This window comes from Aliirhizobium wenxiniae, from assembly GCF_014201355.1.
GTDB lineage: Bacteria > Pseudomonadota > Alphaproteobacteria > Rhizobiales > Rhizobiaceae > Neorhizobium > Neorhizobium wenxiniae.
This window is the reverse complement of record NZ_JACHEG010000002.1, coordinates 41,090-58,987: the sequence shown is the minus strand read 5'-3', so window position 1 is coordinate 58,987 and position 17,898 is coordinate 41,090. Positions and strand designations below refer to the sequence as shown.

General features: G+C 59.3%; 16 protein-coding genes. 2 read left to right on the top strand and 14 right to left on the bottom strand.

The genetic code is table 11. The annotated features are described in order from the left end of the window. Positions 1-11: 11 nt before the first annotated feature. The 5 genes from HNQ72_RS08335 to HNQ72_RS08315 form a co-directional block, all read right to left on the bottom strand. Positions 12-1,196 carry a GGDEF domain-containing protein gene (locus HNQ72_RS08335; RefSeq protein WP_183991546.1) on the bottom strand — a complete coding sequence of 395 codons (1,185 nt, stop codon included), beginning with the start codon at positions 1,194-1,196 and terminating at the stop codon, positions 12-14. Between the two features lie 526 nt (positions 1,197-1,722). Beyond that, the gene (locus HNQ72_RS08330) at positions 1,723-3,054 is read right to left on the bottom strand and encodes a L,D-transpeptidase family protein (protein ID WP_183991539.1); all 1,332 of its coding nucleotides are present in this window, start codon (positions 3,052-3,054) and stop codon (positions 1,723-1,725) included. Positions 3,055-3,192: 138 nt separating this feature from the next. After that, positions 3,193-4,479, bottom strand: coding sequence for a DNA polymerase IV (locus HNQ72_RS08325; protein ID WP_183991537.1), 1,287 nt, complete (start codon positions 4,477-4,479; stop codon positions 3,193-3,195). Between the two features lie 117 nt (positions 4,480-4,596). Continuing rightward, positions 4,597-5,238, bottom strand: a complete 642-nt coding sequence (locus HNQ72_RS08320; protein WP_183991535.1) for a hypothetical protein — start codon at positions 5,236-5,238, stop codon at positions 4,597-4,599. Between the two features lies 1 nt (position 5,239). Then, positions 5,240-5,548 carry a DUF3572 domain-containing protein gene (locus HNQ72_RS08315; RefSeq protein WP_183991533.1) on the bottom strand — a complete coding sequence of 103 codons (309 nt, stop codon included), beginning with the start codon at positions 5,546-5,548 and terminating at the stop codon, positions 5,240-5,242. Between the two features lie 131 nt (positions 5,549-5,679). Between HNQ72_RS08315 and HNQ72_RS08310 the strand changes: the two genes are divergently transcribed. Both HNQ72_RS08310 and HNQ72_RS08305 read left to right on the top strand, forming a co-directional pair. Next, the gene (locus HNQ72_RS08310) at positions 5,680-6,051 is read left to right on the top strand and encodes a response regulator (RefSeq protein ID WP_093003064.1); all 372 of its coding nucleotides are present in this window, start codon (positions 5,680-5,682) and stop codon (positions 6,049-6,051) included. Positions 6,052-6,067: 16 nt separating this feature from the next. Beyond that, complete coding sequence (locus HNQ72_RS08305) at positions 6,068-7,438, top strand: PleD family two-component system response regulator (RefSeq protein WP_183991531.1); 1,371 nt, start codon at positions 6,068-6,070, stop codon at positions 7,436-7,438. Between the two features lie 94 nt (positions 7,439-7,532). Here the strand turns inward: HNQ72_RS08305 and HNQ72_RS08300 are convergent, their stop codons facing one another. From HNQ72_RS08300 to HNQ72_RS08260, 9 genes are all read right to left on the bottom strand, one after another. Further along, positions 7,533-7,742 (bottom strand): hypothetical protein, encoded by a 210-nt coding sequence (locus HNQ72_RS08300; RefSeq protein ID WP_183991529.1) that lies wholly within the window; start codon positions 7,740-7,742, stop codon positions 7,533-7,535. Between the two features lie 440 nt (positions 7,743-8,182). After that, positions 8,183-8,350 (bottom strand): 50S ribosomal protein L33, encoded by a 168-nt coding sequence (gene rpmG / locus HNQ72_RS08295; RefSeq protein WP_112457312.1) that lies wholly within the window; start codon positions 8,348-8,350, stop codon positions 8,183-8,185. 90 nt (positions 8,351-8,440) lie between these two features. Continuing rightward, positions 8,441-9,625, bottom strand: a complete 1,185-nt coding sequence (locus tag HNQ72_RS08290; protein ID WP_183991527.1) for an MFS transporter — start codon at positions 9,623-9,625, stop codon at positions 8,441-8,443. Between the two features lie 10 nt (positions 9,626-9,635). Next, positions 9,636-10,319 carry an NUDIX hydrolase gene (locus tag HNQ72_RS08285; RefSeq protein WP_183991525.1) on the bottom strand — a complete coding sequence of 228 codons (684 nt, stop codon included), beginning with the start codon at positions 10,317-10,319 and terminating at the stop codon, positions 9,636-9,638. Continuing rightward, positions 10,316-10,750, bottom strand: coding sequence for a DUF983 domain-containing protein (locus HNQ72_RS08280; protein WP_183991523.1), 435 nt, complete (start codon positions 10,748-10,750; stop codon positions 10,316-10,318). Before HNQ72_RS08280 ends, HNQ72_RS08285 begins: the two co-directional genes overlap by 4 nt. A gap of 2 nt (positions 10,751-10,752) precedes the next feature. Beyond that, positions 10,753-13,056 (bottom strand): ribonuclease R, encoded by a 2,304-nt coding sequence (rnr, locus tag HNQ72_RS08275; protein WP_183993047.1) that lies wholly within the window; start codon positions 13,054-13,056, stop codon positions 10,753-10,755. Positions 13,057-13,124: 68 nt separating this feature from the next. After that, on the bottom strand, positions 13,125-15,806 hold the full coding sequence (gene topA / locus HNQ72_RS08270) for a type I DNA topoisomerase (RefSeq protein WP_183991521.1): 2,682 nt from the start codon (positions 15,804-15,806) through the stop codon (positions 13,125-13,127). 417 nt (positions 15,807-16,223) lie between these two features. After that, positions 16,224-17,369 carry a DNA-processing protein DprA gene (dprA, locus tag HNQ72_RS08265; RefSeq protein ID WP_183991519.1) on the bottom strand — a complete coding sequence of 382 codons (1,146 nt, stop codon included), beginning with the start codon at positions 17,367-17,369 and terminating at the stop codon, positions 16,224-16,226. Beyond that, the gene (locus tag HNQ72_RS08260; protein WP_183991512.1) at positions 17,330-17,557 is read right to left on the bottom strand and encodes a hypothetical protein; all 228 of its coding nucleotides are present in this window, start codon (positions 17,555-17,557) and stop codon (positions 17,330-17,332) included. The genes dprA and HNQ72_RS08260 overlap by 40 nt, the downstream gene beginning before the upstream one ends. Between the last annotated feature and the right edge of the window lie 341 nt (positions 17,558-17,898).

The window sequence follows — 17,898 nt, the reverse complement described above, 5'->3', positions numbered from 1 at the left end:
CGCGACGTGCTTTAGACGCGGGTGTCCACGTGCTTGTCGCTTGCTTCGGCCTCGTTGAGGGCTGTGAGCCTGACCTGATTACGTCCGGCATTTTTCGCGGCATAGAGCGCAAGGTCCGCCTGCCGGTAGGAGTCGACCAGTCCGGCAGCCGATGTCACGGGAGATATGCCGAAGCTCGCGGTAACGATCAGGCCATCGGGCAGATCGGGCAGTGTCATCGTTGCAGCCCTGAGTGCCTGAGCAAACAGCGCCGCGGCGCTGATATCCGTGTCGGGCAGGAATATCGCGAATTCCTCGCCGCCGATACGACCGAGCGCGGCCCTCTTGGGCGCACTGTCGTTCATCAATTGCCCGAAACTCTGGATCACCATATCCCCGACATGGTGACCGTAGGTGTCGTTGATGCGCTTGAAATGGTCGAGGTCGCAGAGAATGACGGCATGTTGACCATGCGATGCTGCGCCCAGAAAGGCTTGAACCTGCCGGTTGAAACCGCGCCTGTTTGCGATCGTCGACAGCGTGTCTCTCTCCGATTCACTCCGCTGGTCCGCCATGATTTCGAGCACGAGAGCTGCCAGAAGCGTCAGCCCGACGGCGACAACGAGAATGGCCGTGGTGCTTTGTGAAATCAGCGCGTAATTCGTGTGGATATAGTCCTTCGCGCCGGAGCCGGCGCCTACCCAGACAGCCAGCCCAGCCTTGGCGAGAAAATGCAGGCCGGTGAACAGCATCAGCACGCCGAGAAAGCGGTCGATCATCTGCCGCCCGCGGAAGGAAAGGACAACGAAGGCGCTATCGAGCAGTACGATTGCAAACGGGCTCTGGTAGGAAAATGCCTGAAGCGGCGTACCGCGCGGCAGGTCGTAGATCACGTAGCTGAGCACGATGCTTGCGCCGACGAAGAAGGCCGCGATCCGCTTGTCCAGTCGGCGACCGTAAAGGTGCCCCATGCCGACCCTGAGCAGCATCATGCCGATCAGAACCGTCGCGAAGGCGCCGAGTGCCCAGATCTTCGGCGTGGCTGTATAGGCGACCAGAAGCTCGCACAAGGCCGAAAGCGAGGCTATCCCGAACCCGGCAGCCAGCCACAGCGCCGCCCGGCGCGACCGGCTGCGGGTGGCAACAACGGTAAAGACGGCGCTGAAGCAGACTGCAACGACGAAATTAACACCCAGGAAAAAGGTTACACCGTTCATCAATCCATCGCGGCAATCAAAGGGGCGCAACTGCAGGGTCGACGCGCCGTTTCCTGAAAAGGAAAACTGATTGTTTTTGGAGCCCGTTATATCGGGTCGCACGGCGTGATCAATTAGCAGATATGCCACCCATTGTGCATAGGGGGCAGCGCGATAAGGTGTGTTGTGGTGCGACGGCAATCGATGTTGGACCGAGAGCCTGTGCTTTTCGAAAATCGAGATCGTTCGTTCAGGTGTCGGCTGAGAACCCGTCCTCCCGGAGGACGGTCATGGAAGAAAAACAACACATAACCGTCCAGCACTGATGGAAGCGCAACCCATGGGGGACACGGGTTTCGGGGGTACTTCCATGCTGCGTAGGTAGAAAATGAACGTGGTTGCAATGTGGCGTGGTGACGGCCTTGTGCATGCGACTTTGGTCTAGCCACCGTTCCGGCATTCCGGCATTCCGGCATCGCATCGCAGCCGAGCGGCTGTGATGCGATGCCTGCGAGGAAAAAAACAGGCCGAAGACCTGTTTTTTCAATTAATACAAACCGATGCCGCCGATATATGATTCTCTTTTCGAACGGCGGGCAGGCTTTGGTTCGCTCTGATTGAGGCCTGCCTGAGCGATATTCGCCTGCGAGCGGGTGAGGGTAACGAAGTCGGTGCCCTTGCCCGTTTCAGGGCCGAGGCCCTGGTCGGTAATCGTCAGCGAGGTCCCGTTCGCCATCAGTTCGCCGATCCGCTCGCGCACATCCTTCGGGATCTCGATCCGGTCGAGCGCCAGCGATGCTGCGTTCTGCAGGTTGCTGTCTGCCGACTTGTCGATGCCGAGTTCCTTCATCTCGTCGGCGGTCATTTCGTTTTTCAGCGTGACCGCATGCCATTCCGCCGTCTCAGCATTGCGCTGGAGATGATCGGCGGTGAAGAAATGGGTGCCGAGCGCTCGGTCTGCGTCCTTGATGCCGATAGGGGCCTCGAACAGCGGTTCGAAATTGCGGCGCACCAGGATCTGGCCTGCCGGCGGCTCTTTTTCTCCTGCCGACTGATAAAGTGCCGCGAGAAAATCCTTGCTGATTAGCGCGCCACCGGCCGGAAGGCCCTTCCAGCGCTTGTAGCCGGCGATGGCGTCACGGGTCATCGGACCGGCAATGCCATCGGCGACGCCCGCATCGAAACCGAGATCGGTCAGGTGCGTCTGGACGTCAAGCATGGTTTCGCGCGCGCCGCGGCGATGGACGAGGATGCGCAAGGGGGCCGCGTCGTCGGGGACGACAGATTGCAGCGAGCCCGTGGTCATCGGATCGGTGCCGGCCATCGCCACATCATAGGAGCCGTCTGCAGCCTTCTTCATCGCGGTCGGGCGCAAGTCCGTATTCGGGAACAGCGGTTCGGCCGGCAGGGCCTTGAGCGGCATGAAAAGGTTGGCGTTCTCGACCTTGACCGGCTTTACCGGTGCATCGGAGATCACCACATGCACGCCGCGTTCCGTCATGTCGTAGATCGCCTTGGCGGTTCCGGTCGGAATGCGAACGCAGCCATGCGATGCCGGATAGTTCGGCACGTTGCCTTCGTGAAGTGCGATGCCCGACCACGTCAGGCGCTGCATGAAGGGCATGGGAGCGTTCGAATAGATGTTCGATTCATGGTATTTGCGCTTCTCCAGAATCGAGAAGATGCCGCTCGGCGTTGTGTGTCCGGCTTTTCCGGTAGAGACCTTCGTGGTCGTCACGACCTTCTCGCCGTCATAGATCGTCATCGACTGCTGGTCTTTCGATACGATGATCTGGAGCGTTGCGGTGTCGGCAAAAGCAGACTGAGAAAGGATGGTCCCGGACAGGAGTCCGAGGCTGAACAAAACGCCACGCAACATGAAGACCTCTTACGCATTACAATGGCCGGCAATTTAGCGTGTTAAACTTAATGAAAATTTTCTGAAAAGTGGCAGGATCGTGTCAATTCATCACGTTCCTGCGATTTCGAAATGAATTCCGGACACGCTTTTTAAGGCTCAACGACGTTTGTCGCCAAACGTGTAACCAGTCTCGACAGCCGCCTTGCCGAACTTGTCACGCAGCTTGTCGATTGCAGCTTCAGCCGCCGCCCGCCGACCTGCCTGTTGATCGACGAGATCCGGCGGGTCCGCCAGTGCCGGATCGCAAAGATCGGTGACGCCGATGCCGAGAAGCCGGAATTTCGTTCCGTCTGTTTCTTTCTCCATCAGCGACAGGCCGGTGCGAAAAATCCGGTCGGCAAGCTGTGTCGGGTCTTCCAGCCGCCTGTTGCGCGTCCGGCTCTTGAAGTCGGCCGTTTTCATCTTGAGCACGACGGTATGGCCGGCGATCTCGTGCTTTTTCAATCGTGCGGAAACTTTTTCCGAAAGGCGTCGCAGGACAGGTACGAGGTCATCATGTCGGGAAATGTCTTCGAAGAAGGTCGTTTCGGCGGAGACGCTTTTCGCCTCGTCATTTGTATGGACCTCGCGCTCGTCCATTCCGCGGGAAAGCCTGTAGAGACGCTGGCCCATCGAGCCGTAGCGGCGCATCAGGTCGCCTTCCTCCATCTGCTGCAACTGGCTGATCGTGCGGATGCCATCGGCCTCGAGCGTGGCGTTGAACGCCTTGCCGACCCCCCAGATGGTGGTGACGGGACGAGGGGCGAGGAAGTCCTTCGCCTCGGCCTCGCCGATGACAGAAAAACCGCGCGGTTTCTGCAGGTCGGAAGCGACCTTGGCGAGGAACTTGCAATAGGAAAGCCCGATGGAAATCGAAATTCCGACTTCGCTTTCGACACGCTTCGCGAACTTCGCGAGGATGCGTGCTGGCGGATCGCGGTGCAGCCTTTCGGTCCCTGCGAGTTCGAGAAACGCCTCGTCGATCGAAAGCGGTTGAACTAGGGGAGTAAGCTCCATCATCATCTGCCGCACTTGCCGGCCGACGCCTGCGTATTTTTCCATGTCGGGGCGGATGACGACAGCGTTGGGGCAGAGCTCCAGTGCCTTGAACATCGGCATTGCCGATCTGACACCGCTGATGCGGGCGATGTAGCAGGCCGTTGATACGACACCGCGCTTGCCGCCGCCGATAATGACCGGCTTGTCGGCAAGCTCCGGATTGTCGCGTTTTTCGATCGTCGCGTAAAAGGCGTCGCAATCGATATGCGCCAGCGTCAGGTCGTAGAGTTCACGGTGATAGAGGAGACGTGGCGAGCCGCATTTGCGGCAACGACGCGTTTCGACATTCTGCTCGGTAAGGCAGTCGCGACAGAAACCGGATAGTGTGTCGGTCGAAGAAGTCATGTCAGGAACAAAGATTGAACATCTGCACGATAGGCCGCAATCGATCGGCACTCAAGGGGATGAGGCAGGTCTACAACGGTTTGTTGCCGGTGGATGCTCGTTTTGCTCTTTTACGAACTAACGGCCGATATGCGCGCGAATAAGATTTCCGGCCTGTGCCCAGTCCATCGCCCTTGTAATGCCGTCATCCGGCTTCGGCGCCAGAAGATGTAGCGGGGAATCCGGCATCATGTGCAGGACAAGGCAGTTACCGACATGGTCGCGTACCGAGTGAAGATTATGGGCCATGTCGTCGATGAAGACGCAGGGCAGGGCGCGTTCGCCATGGATGCGTCGCATTACCGGTCCCTTTGGTTCTTCCGTTGCGACAAGCGGAAAGTCGAAGCCGAGCCGGTCGAGCAGGCGTCGTCGTGGCTCGCTGTAGCGTGGCGGCATCGCGGTAAGGAACATGACGTCGGCGTCGGCGCCAAGCGCATTCAGCGTATCGAGCGCGAGATCGAAAGGTGTCTGCCATTCTTCCTGTTGCTCGAAGAACGAACCGATCAGTTGTTTGACCGCCACGTCTTCGACTGCGATCTCGGTGCCGACCGAAACTATATTGCCGGTTAGCCGGAATGACCGCGGTAGAAGCTCCAGCCCGTCCTGTTTCAGATAGGTTTCGAACGGTGCGAAGAATTGCAGCACCACGTCATCCACGTCGCAGACGATCAGAGGCCGGTCCTTCAGGCTGACATGCGAAAGATCGAGGATCTCGCTCATCTCAATAGTCTCCGGGCCCGAAATAGGGGCCGGAATAATGCTGATGGGCGGCAATGACCGTTTCCGGCTTGGTGCCTGTTGCTTCGCAGAAGGCAAGTAGCGTCGGCTCGTGGCTCATGATGAAGTCGATCACGCCGGCCAGAAAGCCGGGATCGGAGATGGCGGACCGTATCTGATCCGGCGCGACGCCCGACAAGGCGAGGAACCGCTGCATCATGTCCGGCTCGCCGGCCATCCAGCCGAGCACGGCAGCAGCCGTCTCTTCGGCATTGATGCGTCTTGCGTCCTGTTCAGTCGTTTTTGGCGGCATTGTCGGGGAGTTACCTCTTCTCAACCAAATGGCCCTAGTCTTGAGGAAACAGAGCTCGATGGAATCAACCATCTTGAAGCTTATATATCGAACATACGCTTTTGAAGGCGCGATTTGAGGAATGGATCGCAATGCCCAAACGGGTCATGATTGTCGAAGACAACGAGCTGAACATGAAGCTCTTCCGCGATCTGATCGAGGCGTCGGGCTATGAAACAATCCAGACCCGCAACGGCATGGAAGCGCTCGATCTTGCCCGCAAGCATCGCCCCGACCTTATCCTGATGGATATCCAGCTGCCGGAAGTCTCTGGCCTGGAAGTCACCAAATGGCTGAAGGAAGACGACGAACTTCACGTCATACCGGTCATCGCCGTCACGGCCTTTGCCATGAAGGGCGACGAAGAACGCATTCGTCAGGGTGGATGCGAAGCCTATGTTTCCAAGCCGATCTCGGTGCCGAAATTCATAGAAACAATCAAGACTTACCTCGGCGACGCATGATGCGGGGAGCATGGGCATGACGGCGCGGATACTGGTGGTCGATGACATCCCGGCCAATGTGAAGCTTCTCGAAGCGCGTCTGCTGGCCGAATATTTCGACGTGCTGACGGCCGATGACGGCTACCAGGCGCTGGCGATCTGCGAAAGCACCCCACCGGATCTGATCCTCCTCGACATCATGATGCCCGGCATCGATGGTTTCGAGGTCTGCGAGCGGCTGAAGGCCAATCCCAAGACTGCCCATATCCCCGTCGTCATGGTGACGGCGCTCGACCAGCCCTCGGACCGCGTGCGCGGGCTCAAAGCCGGTGCCGATGATTTTCTCACCAAGCCGGTCAATGACGTCCAGCTCATTTCCCGCGTTCGCAGCCTCGTGCGCCTCAAGGCGCTGAGCGACGAGTTGCGCATTCGGGCCGACACGGCTCATAGCCTCGTCATTGAGGATATACTCAAGGGCGTAGACGGCCGCGACGATATCGGCCAGGTTTTGCTTGTCGACGGTCGCGCAAGCTCGCAGGAACGTATCACCAAGGCGCTGAAGCCCGTCTGCAACGTCGTCGCGATGTCTGATCCGCAGGCCGCGATCTTCGAAGCCGCGCAAAACAGTTTCGATCTTGTCATCGTCAATGCCAATTTCGACGACTACGATCCTCTGCGACTATGCTCCCAGCTGCGTTCACTGGAACGTACGCGCTTCCTGCCGATTCTGCTGGCGGCCGAAGCTGGTGCCGAGGACATGATCGTTCGCGCGCTCGATCTAGGCGTCAACGACTACATCGTTCGTCCGGTCGACCCGAATGAACTGCTGGCGCGCACGCTCACCCAAATCAAGCGCAAGCGTTATAACGATCGCCTGCGGATGAGCGTCAAGCACACGATCGAGCTCGCCGTCACAGATGCCCTGACGGGTTTGAATAATCGTCGATATCTCGACAATCATCTCAAGATACTCTTCAGCCGAGCCGCAGTTCGCTCGCGCCCTCTGTCGATCTGCCTCATGGATATCGATCGGTTCAAGTCAGTGAACGACACCTACGGCCACGATGCCGGCGATGAAGTGCTGCGCGAGTTCGCCTCCCGGGTCCGCTCGACGGTTCGAGGGGCTGATCTTGCCTGCCGGTACGGCGGTGAAGAGTTTGTCGTTGTCATGCCGGACACAGATGCGACAGCATCGGCTGCTGTCGCAGAGCGTTTGCGCGCCATCATCGAGAAGACGCCGTTCGTGCTCAAAACTGCCGGAACCGCAATCGAGCTGACGGCATCTTTCGGTCTCTCCTGCAGTACCGGCGATGCCGAGACACCGGAACAATTGCTGAAGCAGGCCGATCAGGCACTTTATAAGGCCAAGGCCGACGGACGAAACCGCGTCGTTGCAAACGCGGCTTGATCACGAATCAGCGACAGAAATGACAGCTGTTTCGTAAGCGGTTGATCTCGTTCAATGGTTGCGTACCGTGGTGGCGATTTACCGACGGGATTAATCACAGTTTTGTAGTGATCTGGAAATTCTTGAGCGTAATGAGCCGGTGCAAAATGCCGCACGCTGTTTCATTGTTTCCGACTGGTTGAAATCCTCGGATGGAATTGCTGTGAAAAGGATAGCCGAGTTTAGTTGATGGTAATTCGACGGTCGGTTGTGCTTGAATTTCATTTTCCCGCGGAATTAATTCCGTTGCGGTTGTACCGGTCAAGAAAACACCCCGCCTTCGGGTCCGTTTTACTTCGCTGCTATTGAAGAGCGTTAAGTGGTTGGGCGCCGTGAGGCGCAAATTTTAACCAACAGCGAATCCATTTTTTTCTCCCAGTTAAGAATCTATTGATTTTCTTTTTCCTTTGCGCAATTTTGAACCTAACGACAAATATGTGCCATATGCGGCACTGCCATACCCCATGATGCTCAGGTCCGCCGCATCTCCTGGGTCGTGGGGTCGGTCGACCGGCAGGCATATGAATGCGGTTCCTCGTGCCGTTATTGCAGGCTGGTCGACCCCCAATCTAAAACGCCGCTCCCTGACGGGACGCGGCGTTTTTTCGTTTCAGCTTAAGGCGCGCTATTCGGCAGATCAGCAGGCAAAAGAAAAGGCGCCTGACCTTGCGGTCGGCGCCTTGTTCAAACCCTAAAGATCAAGTCTTACTTGATCTTGGTTTCCTTGAATTCAACGTGCTTCTTGGCAACCGGGTCGTACTTGGTCTTGGTCATCTTGTCCGTGAACGTACGGCTGTTCTTCGTCGTGACGTAGAAGAAACCGGTGTCAGCCGTCGACAGCAGCTTGATCTTGATGGTCGTAGCTTTCGCCATGGTTGTTCTGCCTCTAGAAAATAGGAAGCCGCGAGCGCAGCGTGCGCCCCGGCTAAATCTGGCGCGAAATTACAAATCGCGCGCCAAAAGTCAACTCCGTTTTGAATGGAAAAGCGTACGGCACAGGGCAATCAGCACGTAAAAGCCGAAGAATGAGGCCAGCGCCCACGCATAACCGTCGTTTCCGACGACATCCATGGCGGCCCCGATGCCCTGCGGACCGACCACCGTGCCGACCGCATAACAGAAAATGAATGCTGCATTGGCGGCTGCGAGATCCGCACCGCTGAGTCGCGCACCCAGATGTGCCAAGCCCACCGTGTAGAGACCGGAGACGCAGCCGCCCCAGAAAAACAGCACGACAGCCATCAAGATCCAGTTGTGGATCAGCATCGGCAAGGCCAGCGAACCGATGACGCCGAGAATGGCCATGGCTGCGAGCAATGGGCGACGGTCTTTCAATCTGTCGGAATAAAGCCCGAGCGGGATCTGGAATGCCATGTTGCCGATGCCCATCACGGTCAGAAGCACGGCAGCTTGTGATTCCTGCAACTGCTCGCGCAGCGCATAGATAGGAAACAGCGAAAGCCCGCCGGCAGAAACCGCGCCGAAGGCGAAGACGGCTGCCGTCGCTGTCGGCACGAGGAAGATGTAGTGGAAGAAATGGCGATCCGGCTTGGTGTTGAGGACCGGGCTCTCGTGCCGCGCGATGAAAATCGGGATCAATGCGAGCAGGATGATGATGGCGCCCACCAGGAAGGGAAGAATGCCGTCGCTGCCCAGCGTCGAGAAGAGCAGGGGGCCTATTGCAAAGCCGATTGCAAGTACGGTGGCATAGATGCCGAGAACCAGCCCGCGGCGGCGCGGCGGGGCTGCGTCGTTGATCCAGAATTCGGACAGGATGAACAGCGTGGTCGTCGCACCGTGAAAGGCGAAGCGCAACGGGAACCACATCCAGAAGGATTGCGCGTAATAGAAACCGAGCCCGCTGACGGAGGCTACGACCACGGCGAACATCATCGTGCGCGCCACGCCATAATCATGCGCGAGCTTGGTGGTAACCGGCGCCGCCAGCATCGAGGCTATGCCGGCCATGGCCGCATTGAGGCCGATCAGCGTCGAGGGGATACCGCGCTTTTCAAGAATGATGGAAAGAAGCGGAAGTCCGAGCCCGATCGCTATGCCGACCGCACTGATGGCCGCAATCGCAGCAACGAGGGACGGCCAGTGGATTTTCTCGACATGCCCGTTTTCGTCGGTCGCAGGCTGCGGCATTCATTCTTCCTTACAGTCTTGTCTGGACGAAGCGCCCGCGACGCATCGAATAGAAGGGGACGGGATTTCCGAAAGAGACGGAAGGATCGAGTTTCAACAGGTCCTTGACGTCCTCCAGTACCGTCTGAGTGATCCGCGCGAGTTTCAGACTGGAAACCGCTGCAATGTCAAGCCATTGCAAGTCCTCCAATTCGTCCGTATCGCCGAAATGCGACATGTCGAAGACAGTCTCTTCGCAAAACCCAAGAAAGAACCGGGTGTCATAGCGGCGAACGGCTCCAGGCGGGGTCACTGCCCGCGCGACATAACGTAACATGCCGAGGTTGGGGCCATCGGCATTGACCGGACGGATGCCTGTTTCCTCCTGCAATTCGCGAAGCGCCGCAAGCGCGAGCGCCCTAGCGCGCGCCGGTCCCATGCGGCGAGGTGTGTGGGCTAGCAGCTTCTCCATTACCTGTGGATGGAGATCGTTGTTGAAGGGGCGCGCATGGTCGCCACGGTCACGCCGTCCGCCGGGAAATACATAGACATCCGGCATGAACACATGCTTGGCCGCCCTGCGGCCCATCAGGATCTTCGGTTGAGGGCCGGAGCGATCAACAAGGATCAGGCAGGCCGCATCCTGCGTGCGGACGCGATTAGGCACCTCAAAACGATCGTCAGGCTCCACGACATCTGCGCCTGTCGGCTTCATGCGGAAGGATCGCCGTGCTCCGGCTCCTTGCTGAAGCCATGCATCCTGTAAGCCCATTGCAGGCCAATGACACCACCCTTGATAGGCTGAACCGTCGCGATTGCGGTCAGCACGGCAAGCGGTATCCAGATTGCCATGTGAATGAAGGGTGAGAGGCGCCAGATCATGTCGGTCAAAAGGTAGCCCGTCATCAGCACATGGCCGACAACGACGATGACGAGATAGGCCGGCAGGTCGTCGGCGCGTTGAGGCGTATAATCCTCGCCGCAGACGGCGCAGTGATCGACTGGCTTGAGAAAGGCGCGGAACAGGCGGCCATCACCGCAATTCGGGCAGCGGCAGGCAAGGCCGCGTTTGATGGAGCGCCCCAAGGGACGCTCGGGCGCGCCTTCACCGCCATATTTGATGGTCGATCCGGCGCGCTGGTCCATTGCTATCTCCTGCGTCCACGGGGAGGGCGTGTGCCCGGCTTCTTCGGTCCGCCACCCGGCCTGTTGCGTTTGCCCGCCTTGTGGAAGGATCGCATTGCCGTCGGCAGTTTCTTGCCTTCGCTCAGCATCTCGAACTGCAGCGCGCCGGCAAGCGGAATGGCATCCTTCAGGCGCACATCCACCGTATCGCCCAGCTGGTAGCCAAGCCCGGAGCGTTCGCCCGTCAGTGCCTGATGCGCCTCGTCATAGATGTAATAATCATTGCCGATTGTCGAGACCGGCACGAAACCGTCAGCCCCATAGGTCGGCAACGAAACGAACAGCCCGGCCTTGGTGACGCCGGAAATCCGTCCTTCGAATTCCTCGCCGATACGAGTGGCGAGATGATGGGCGACAAGACGGTTGATCGTGTCGCGTTCGGCAGCCATGGCGCGGCGTTCGAAGGTGGAGATTTCCGCGGCGATATCGTCGAGCTGCGCTTCTTCCTCGGGCGTAATCCCGCCTTCGCCGAGACCCAGCGAACCGACCAGTGCGCGGTGCACGATCAGGTCCGCGTAACGGCGGATCGGCGAGGTGAAATGCGCATATTTCATCAGGTTGAGGCCGAAATGCCCGATATTGTCCGGGCTGTAGACGGCCTGGCTCTGGGAGCGCAGCACCATCTCGTTGACCATCACCTGATGCGGCGTGCCCTGCGCTTGCGACAGGATGCCGTTGAACGAATTGGAGCGCATGTTGCCGCCCTTGGCCATGGAGATGCCAAGGGTGTTGAGGAACTCGCGCAACGTCTCCTGCTTGGCAAGCGACGGGCCGTCATGGGCGCGGTAGATCAGCGGCTGGCGCTTCTTCTCCAGCGTTTCGGCGGCACAGACATTCGCCTGGATCATCATCTCTTCGATGAGCTTGTGTGCATCCAGCCGATCCGGCACAAAGACGCGATCGACAGTGCCGTCGGGCTTCAGGAGGATCTTGCGCTCCGGCATATCGAGTTCAAGCGGCTGGCGGCGGTCGCGGCCGATCTTCATGATCTTGTAGGCGGCCCAGAGCGGCTTCAGGATCGGTTCGAGCAGCGGCCCGGTCTTGTCGTCCGGCTTGCCGTCGATCGCAGCCTGTGCCTGCTGGTATGACAGCTTGGCAGCGCTCTTCATCATGATGCGATGGAAGGTGTGGCCGGCCTTGCGGCCTTCCTTGGAAAACACCATCCTGACGGCCATTGCCGGCCGGTCTTCGCCTTCGCGCAACGAGCAGAGGTCGTTGGAAATCCGCTCCGGCAGCATCGGCACGACGCGGTCGGGGAAATAGACGGAATTGCCGCGCTTCAGCGCTTCACGGTCGAGCGGCGAGCCGGTGCGCACATACCAGGAGACATCGGCGATCGCGACGGTGACGATCACGCCACCCGGATTGTCGGCAGACGGGTCCGGCTCGGCGTAAACGGCGTCGTCATGATCCTTGGCGTCGGCGGGGTCGATCGTGACGAGCGGCACATCGCGCCAGTCCTCGCGCTTCGACATCAAGGCGGGCTTTGCAGCCTCCGCCTCATCCATCACCTGCTTGGGGAAGATATGCGGAATGCCATGCGAATAGATGGCGATCATCGAGATCGCCTTTTCCGACGCCACGGAGCCGACTACCGAGAGCACACGCGCACGCGGCAGGCCGAAACGGCCGGAACGAACGGTTTCCGTCTCGACCAGATCACCGTCCTTGGCCTCGCCCAGACCATCGCGCTCGATCACCATCTCCTCGCCGCGACGGTCGATCGGCAGAAGCCGGACCTCGCCGTCGGCAAGCTTGTGGATGACGCCCATCGTCGCGCCGCGCCGCTTGTCGATCACCTTGATGACGCGCGCCGTATAGGCGGGACCGGTACGGTCCTTGTTGGGGAAGATTTTTGCCAGAATCCGGTCGTTGAGACCGGCGGCGGGCGCCTTGCCCTTGCCGCGTTGTTCCGACGACTGGCGGATCAGCACGGCCGGTGCCGCACCGAGATCTTCCGGCCATTCCGCCGGACGACCGATCAACTCGCCATCCTTGTCGCGGGTGGTGATGTCGAGAACGGTTACCGGGGGCAGGGCGCCGGGACGCGCCAGGGACTTGCGGTTCTTCGTCAGCAGACCTTCGTCTTCGAGCTGGCGAAGCAGGTCCTTCAACTCGACACGCGTCTCGCCCTTCAGCCCGAAAGCCTTGGAGATTTCGCGCTTCGAGGCCTTGTCTGGGCTGTCGGAGATGAATTCGAGCAGGACTTCGCGCGGTGGGATAACGCCCTGGATGATGGCGGGCTGGCCTTTCGAGCCGGTCGCCATTCCGCGTTCGGCTCTTTCGGCGCGCTTCCGCTGCCGGTGCGATCTGATGTCGTCGTCCTGCTCTTCGCTCACGTATCCGTCTTCTTTGTTTTCGCGGTAGTCTTCTTCGCCGGCGCTTTTTTGGCCGCAGTGGTCTTGGCTGCCGCCTTTTTCGGTGCCGCCTTCTTGGTCTCGCCGTCAGCCTTGGCTGCGGCCTTCTTCGGCTTCGCCTTGGATTTTGCCGCAGGCTGCTTACCGCCCTTCTCGATGATCAGCGCCATGGCCTGTTCCATCGTCACCGACTGCGGGTCCATGCCCTTCGGCAGGGTCGCATTGACCTTGCCCCAGTTGACATAGGGACCATAACGACCGTCACGTACGGTGACCGCGCCGCCGTCCGGATGATCGCCGAGTTCCTTGAGCGCTGCCGGAGTGCCGCGGCCACGGCCACCAGGACCCTTGGCAACCTTTTCGGCAAGCACGGTCACGGCGCGGTTGAGGCCGATCGAGAACACGTCCTCGATGCTTTCAAGGTTGGCATAGGTGCCGTCATGCAGCAGGAACGGCCCGTAGCGGCCAAGACCTGCGGAGATCATCTTTCCGGTTTCCGGGTTCTGACCCACGTCGCGCGGCAGGTTGATCAGAGCCAGCGCCTTTTCATGGTCTATGTCTTCCGGCTTCCAGCCTTTCGGCAGCGAGGAGCGCTTGGCTTCCTTGCCTTCACCGCGCTGGATATAGGGTCCGAAACGGCCAGACCGCAGCGTCAGTTCTTCGCCCGTATGCGGATCGGCGCCAAGCGCCTTCGGCTCATTGAGACCGGAGGCATCGGCTTCCGCGCCATCGGAGGAAAGCTGGCGGGTGAAATTGCATTCCGGATAGTTCGAGCAACCGACGAAGGCGCCATATTTGCCGAGCTTCAGCGACAGGTTGCCGGTGCCGCAGACCTGGCAGATGCGTGGATCCGAACCGTCCTCGCGCTTCGGGAACACCAGCGGCGCAAGAGCTTCGTTCAGAGCGTCCAGTACGTTGGTGACGCGCAATTCCTTGGTGTCTTCGATCTGGGCGAAGAAATCCTGCCAGAAATCGCGCAGGACCTGTTTCCAGTCGAGCTCGCCGGCGGAGATCCTGTCGAGCTTCTCTTCCAGATCGGCAGTGAAATCGTATTCCACATACTTGGTGAAGAAGTTTTCCAGGAATGCGGTAACGAGACGGCCCTTGGAATGCGGGATCAGCTTGCGCTTTTCGGTCACCACATATTCGCGGTCGGATAGCGTCTTCAGCGTCGCGGCATAAGTGGACGGGCGGCCGATGCCGAGCTCTTCCATCTTCTTGATCAGCGAGGCTTCCGAATAACGCGGCGGCGGCTCGGTGAAGTGCTGGCTGGAATTGATCTTCTGCTTGGCGAGGTTTTCGCGCGCATTGATCTCCGGCAGGCGACCATCCTCGTCGTCATCCTCCGACTTCTCGTCTTCGTCGCGACGATCCATATAGGCGCTGAGGAAGCCGTCAAAGCGGACAACGGAGCCAACGGCACGCAGGCCAGCCTTGTCGCCGCCATTGGAGGCGACGATCTCGACCGTCGTGCGTTCCATCTCGGCGGACGCCATCTGGCTCGCTATACCGCGCTTCCAGATCAGTTCGTAGAGACGCGCCTGATCTGCATCGAGGAACTTGCGTACCTGATCCGGCGTCCGGTTAAAGTCGGTCGGGCGGATCGCTTCGTGGGCTTCCTGAGCGTTCTTCGCCTTGGTGGAATAGAAGCGTGGCTTTTCCGGCAGGTAGCGGTTGCCGAACTGGTCGACGATGGCGGCGCGGGCCGCATCGATCGCCTCGGGTGCCATCTGCACACCGTCGGTACGCATATAAGTAATGAGACCGACCGTCTCGCCGCCGATATCGATGCCTTCATAAAGCTTCTGCGCCACCTGCATGGTGCGCGAAGCGTTGAAACCTATATTCGATGAAGCGGCCTGCTGCAGGCTCGACGTAGTGAAGGGCGGGCCGGGATTGCGCTTGACCGGCTTTGCCTCGACGCTGTCGACCACATAAGATGCGCCTTCGAGCAGTGTCTTCAGGCGATTGGCGTCTTCGCCGGTCTTGACCGCGCGGGGTGCAAGGCGTTTGCCGTCGGCCGCCACCAGCTTTGCTTCGAATTCGTCACCGCGCGGCGTCTTCAACAGCGCAGACAGGTTCCAGTATTCTTCGGAAACGAAACGCTCGATCTCGTTTTCGCGGTCGCAGACTAGGCGCAGCGCCACCGACTGCACGCGGCCGGCAGACCGTGCGCCGGGCAGCTTGCGCCACAGGACCGGGGACAGATTGAAGCCGACCAGATAGTCGAGTGCGCGGCGGGCGAGATAGGCATCGACCAGCGGCACGTCGATATCGCGCGGGGCGGCCATGGCATCGAGCACAGCCTTTTTGGTGATGGCGTTGAACACGACGCGCTTCACCGGCTTGTCACCCAGCACCTTCTTCTTCTTCAGGAGATCGAGAACGTGCCAGGAAATCGCTTCACCTTCGCGATCCGGGTCGGTCGCGAGAAACAGTCCGTCGGAGCCTTTTACGGCATCGGCAATATCCTTCATGCGTTTCTGCGACGCGCTATCGACCTCCCAGGACATTTCGAAATCCTGATCGGGAAGCACGGAGCCGTCTTTCGCGGGAAGATCGCGGACGTGGCCAAAGGATGCGAGAACCTTATAACCCGAGCCCAGATACTTATTGATCGTCTTGGCTTTGGCTGGAGATTCTACAACGACAACATTCATTTTTGGTTCTCTGTAATAGAGCAGGGCCCGGGACCCAGTTCGGTCCAGGCGGAGATTTGCTTCCCGACATGGAGGGCGTTTGTCCCGCGGTCAAGGGCTTAAGTGAAATTAGCACATTTCGAAGGATGCAATCGGTAGCTGCTTTAATCGGACTTGCAATCATGAATATTTCAAATAAAGTCCATAAAGTTTCTTGTAGTGAATAAAAATTCACTGAAACTTCTGGTGGGGTGGGGCATGTCGATTCACATAGGTGAGCTCCGCGAGGGGCATTCTGTCGATAACGTTGCATATATATGCCAGATGCTTGGCGAGCTGCGGCAGGTCGCTTTCGCCGAAGGGGCAGACATGCTCTGCTATCTCATAGAGATGGCCTATGTCGAAGCCGGTGATATCAAGTCCGGCCGGCGGCCGCGCTCAGCCGGAAAGCGCGATGGAAACAGATCCTCCGGGATGGCGGTATAGACGTCCGGCCAGATCGAGTTCTAGCAGTACGAGATAGACGGACGACGCGGGAAGACCCGTGTGGCGGATGATGTCATCTATCTCTGCGGGTGTCGGGCCGAGGGCTGAGATGATCGCATATCGGTCATCGTCATCTGGCGGCACGATGGCGCCTGTCTGCGTATCTGGCTCCTCGATCATGGGCGGTTCGAAAAGATCGAGTTGCGATAACGGCGCGAGAGCTTCCAGTACGTCTTCCGGTCCTGTCGTTACGACCGCACCCTGCTTGAGCAGGGCGTTTGTTCCGTGGCAGCGCGGATCGAGCGGCGAACCGGGCACGGCAAACACGATCCGGCCAAAATCGCCGGCCATCCGCGCAGTTATCAGCGAGCCGGATCTTTCCGCTGCCTCGACCACGACGACGCCGAGCGAAATGCCGGCGATCAGCCGGTTCCGGCGGGGAAAGTCCCGTGCTCTCGGTTCCCAGCCGAACGGCATTTCGCTGATCGCAAGACCCGCACCATTGGTAATCTCTTCCAGCAGTCCGAGATTTTCGGGCGGGTAGGGGCGGTCCAATCCACCAGCGAGCACGGCGATCGTTCCGGTCTCGACGCTGGCCCGGTGTGCGGCGGTATCTATCCCGCGCGCCAGCCCCGATGTGATCACATAACCGTTCTGGCCGCAGCGCCTGGCGATCATCGCCGCAAATTTGGCGCCGACGACCGAAGCGTTGCGCGAGCCGACGATGCCGACAGACGGACGTGTGGCTCTTGTCAGGTCGCCCTTGATCGCGACGAGCGGTGGAGCGCCGTCTATATGCCTGAGCGCGGGCGGATAGTCCGGCTCTCCGATGCCGACGAAGCACGCCCCATGTCTGCTGGCGATTTCAAGCTCCCGCTCGGCATCCTCGATGCTGGCAATACGTAACGAGCGCGTGGCGCCGCCTCGCCGAGAAAGTTCCGGCATCATGGCGAGTGCATTTTCCGCAGAGCCGCAATGGTTGATCAGTTGCCGGAAAGTGGCCGGGCCGACATTGTCGGAGCGGATCAGCCTTAGCCAGGCGATCCTCTGCTTCTCGGTCAGCGCAATTCCCGATCTCCGCGCGCTGCCATCAGGCATGAATCGCCTCTTCGGGCAGATTGCCCGTTTGAGCCGATCTTGCTTTCGGTGCCGGCGATCAACCGCTCGATATTGGTGTTGAGCTCCACCCAGAAGATTACGGTCATGATTGTCCGCATGGCTGCAATCCTGACGGCATGTATGAACCACGACGCAACCGGAAAGGCAAGGGCGGAAAATGGTGCCATGCGCTGCGAACCGCCGGGCCTGGTGGCGGCGAGTGAGGCAGCAGCAGCGAGCGCCGCTTGACGTGACGCTGGCGATTTTCCGCAAGGGCTATCGGCTTTCGTGTCGTCGAACGGTCGGCTTTGATCCGCCTTTGTGGTTTTCTTTACAGGAAAGCCAAGCAGCCGGATTTGATGGCGAAAAAATTAAGGTACTGGCCGGGTCCTAAAATTAAAACAGGACGACAGGGAGCGGAAACTATCAGGAGGATAGGGAGGACAATCTTTACATCACAGTTATGGCAGGCCGCGAAAGGCGTTTGAGACGCGCCGTATCTGGTGCCGCTGCCGTAAGCGATTTTGCG

Excerpts from the sequence above, each read along its gene's own strand:
- HNQ72_RS08335 (WP_183991546.1), bottom strand. The coding sequence starts at position 1,196 with ATGAACGGTGTAACCTTTTTCCTGGGTGTTAATTTCGTCGTTGCAGTC.
- HNQ72_RS08330 (WP_183991539.1), bottom strand. The coding sequence starts at position 3,054 with ATGTTGCGTGGCGTTTTGTTCAGCCTCGGACTCCTGTCCGGGACCATC.
- HNQ72_RS08325 (WP_183991537.1), bottom strand. The coding sequence starts at position 4,479 with ATGACTTCTTCGACCGACACACTATCCGGTTTCTGTCGCGACTGCCTT.
- HNQ72_RS08320 (WP_183991535.1), bottom strand. The coding sequence starts at position 5,238 with ATGAGCGAGATCCTCGATCTTTCGCATGTCAGCCTGAAGGACCGGCCT.
- HNQ72_RS08315 (WP_183991533.1), bottom strand. The coding sequence starts at position 5,548 with ATGCCGCCAAAAACGACTGAACAGGACGCAAGACGCATCAATGCCGAA.
- HNQ72_RS08310 (WP_093003064.1), top strand. The coding sequence starts at position 5,680 with ATGCCCAAACGGGTCATGATTGTCGAAGACAACGAGCTGAACATGAAG.
- HNQ72_RS08305 (WP_183991531.1), top strand. The coding sequence starts at position 6,068 with ATGACGGCGCGGATACTGGTGGTCGATGACATCCCGGCCAATGTGAAG.
- rpmG (WP_112457312.1), bottom strand. The coding sequence starts at position 8,350 with ATGGCGAAAGCTACGACCATCAAGATCAAGCTGCTGTCGACGGCTGAC.
- HNQ72_RS08290 (WP_183991527.1), bottom strand. The coding sequence starts at position 9,625 with ATGCCGCAGCCTGCGACCGACGAAAACGGGCATGTCGAGAAAATCCAC.
- HNQ72_RS08285 (WP_183991525.1), bottom strand. The coding sequence starts at position 10,319 with ATGAAGCCGACAGGCGCAGATGTCGTGGAGCCTGACGATCGTTTTGAG.
- HNQ72_RS08280 (WP_183991523.1), bottom strand. The coding sequence starts at position 10,750 with ATGGACCAGCGCGCCGGATCGACCATCAAATATGGCGGTGAAGGCGCG.
- rnr (WP_183993047.1), bottom strand. The coding sequence starts at position 13,056 with ATGGCGACCGGCTCGAAAGGCCAGCCCGCCATCATCCAGGGCGTTATC.
- topA (WP_183991521.1), bottom strand. The coding sequence starts at position 15,806 with ATGAATGTTGTCGTTGTAGAATCTCCAGCCAAAGCCAAGACGATCAAT.
- dprA (WP_183991519.1), bottom strand. The coding sequence starts at position 17,369 with ATGCCTGATGGCAGCGCGCGGAGATCGGGAATTGCGCTGACCGAGAAG.
- HNQ72_RS08260 (WP_183991512.1), bottom strand. The coding sequence starts at position 17,557 with ATGGCACCATTTTCCGCCCTTGCCTTTCCGGTTGCGTCGTGGTTCATA.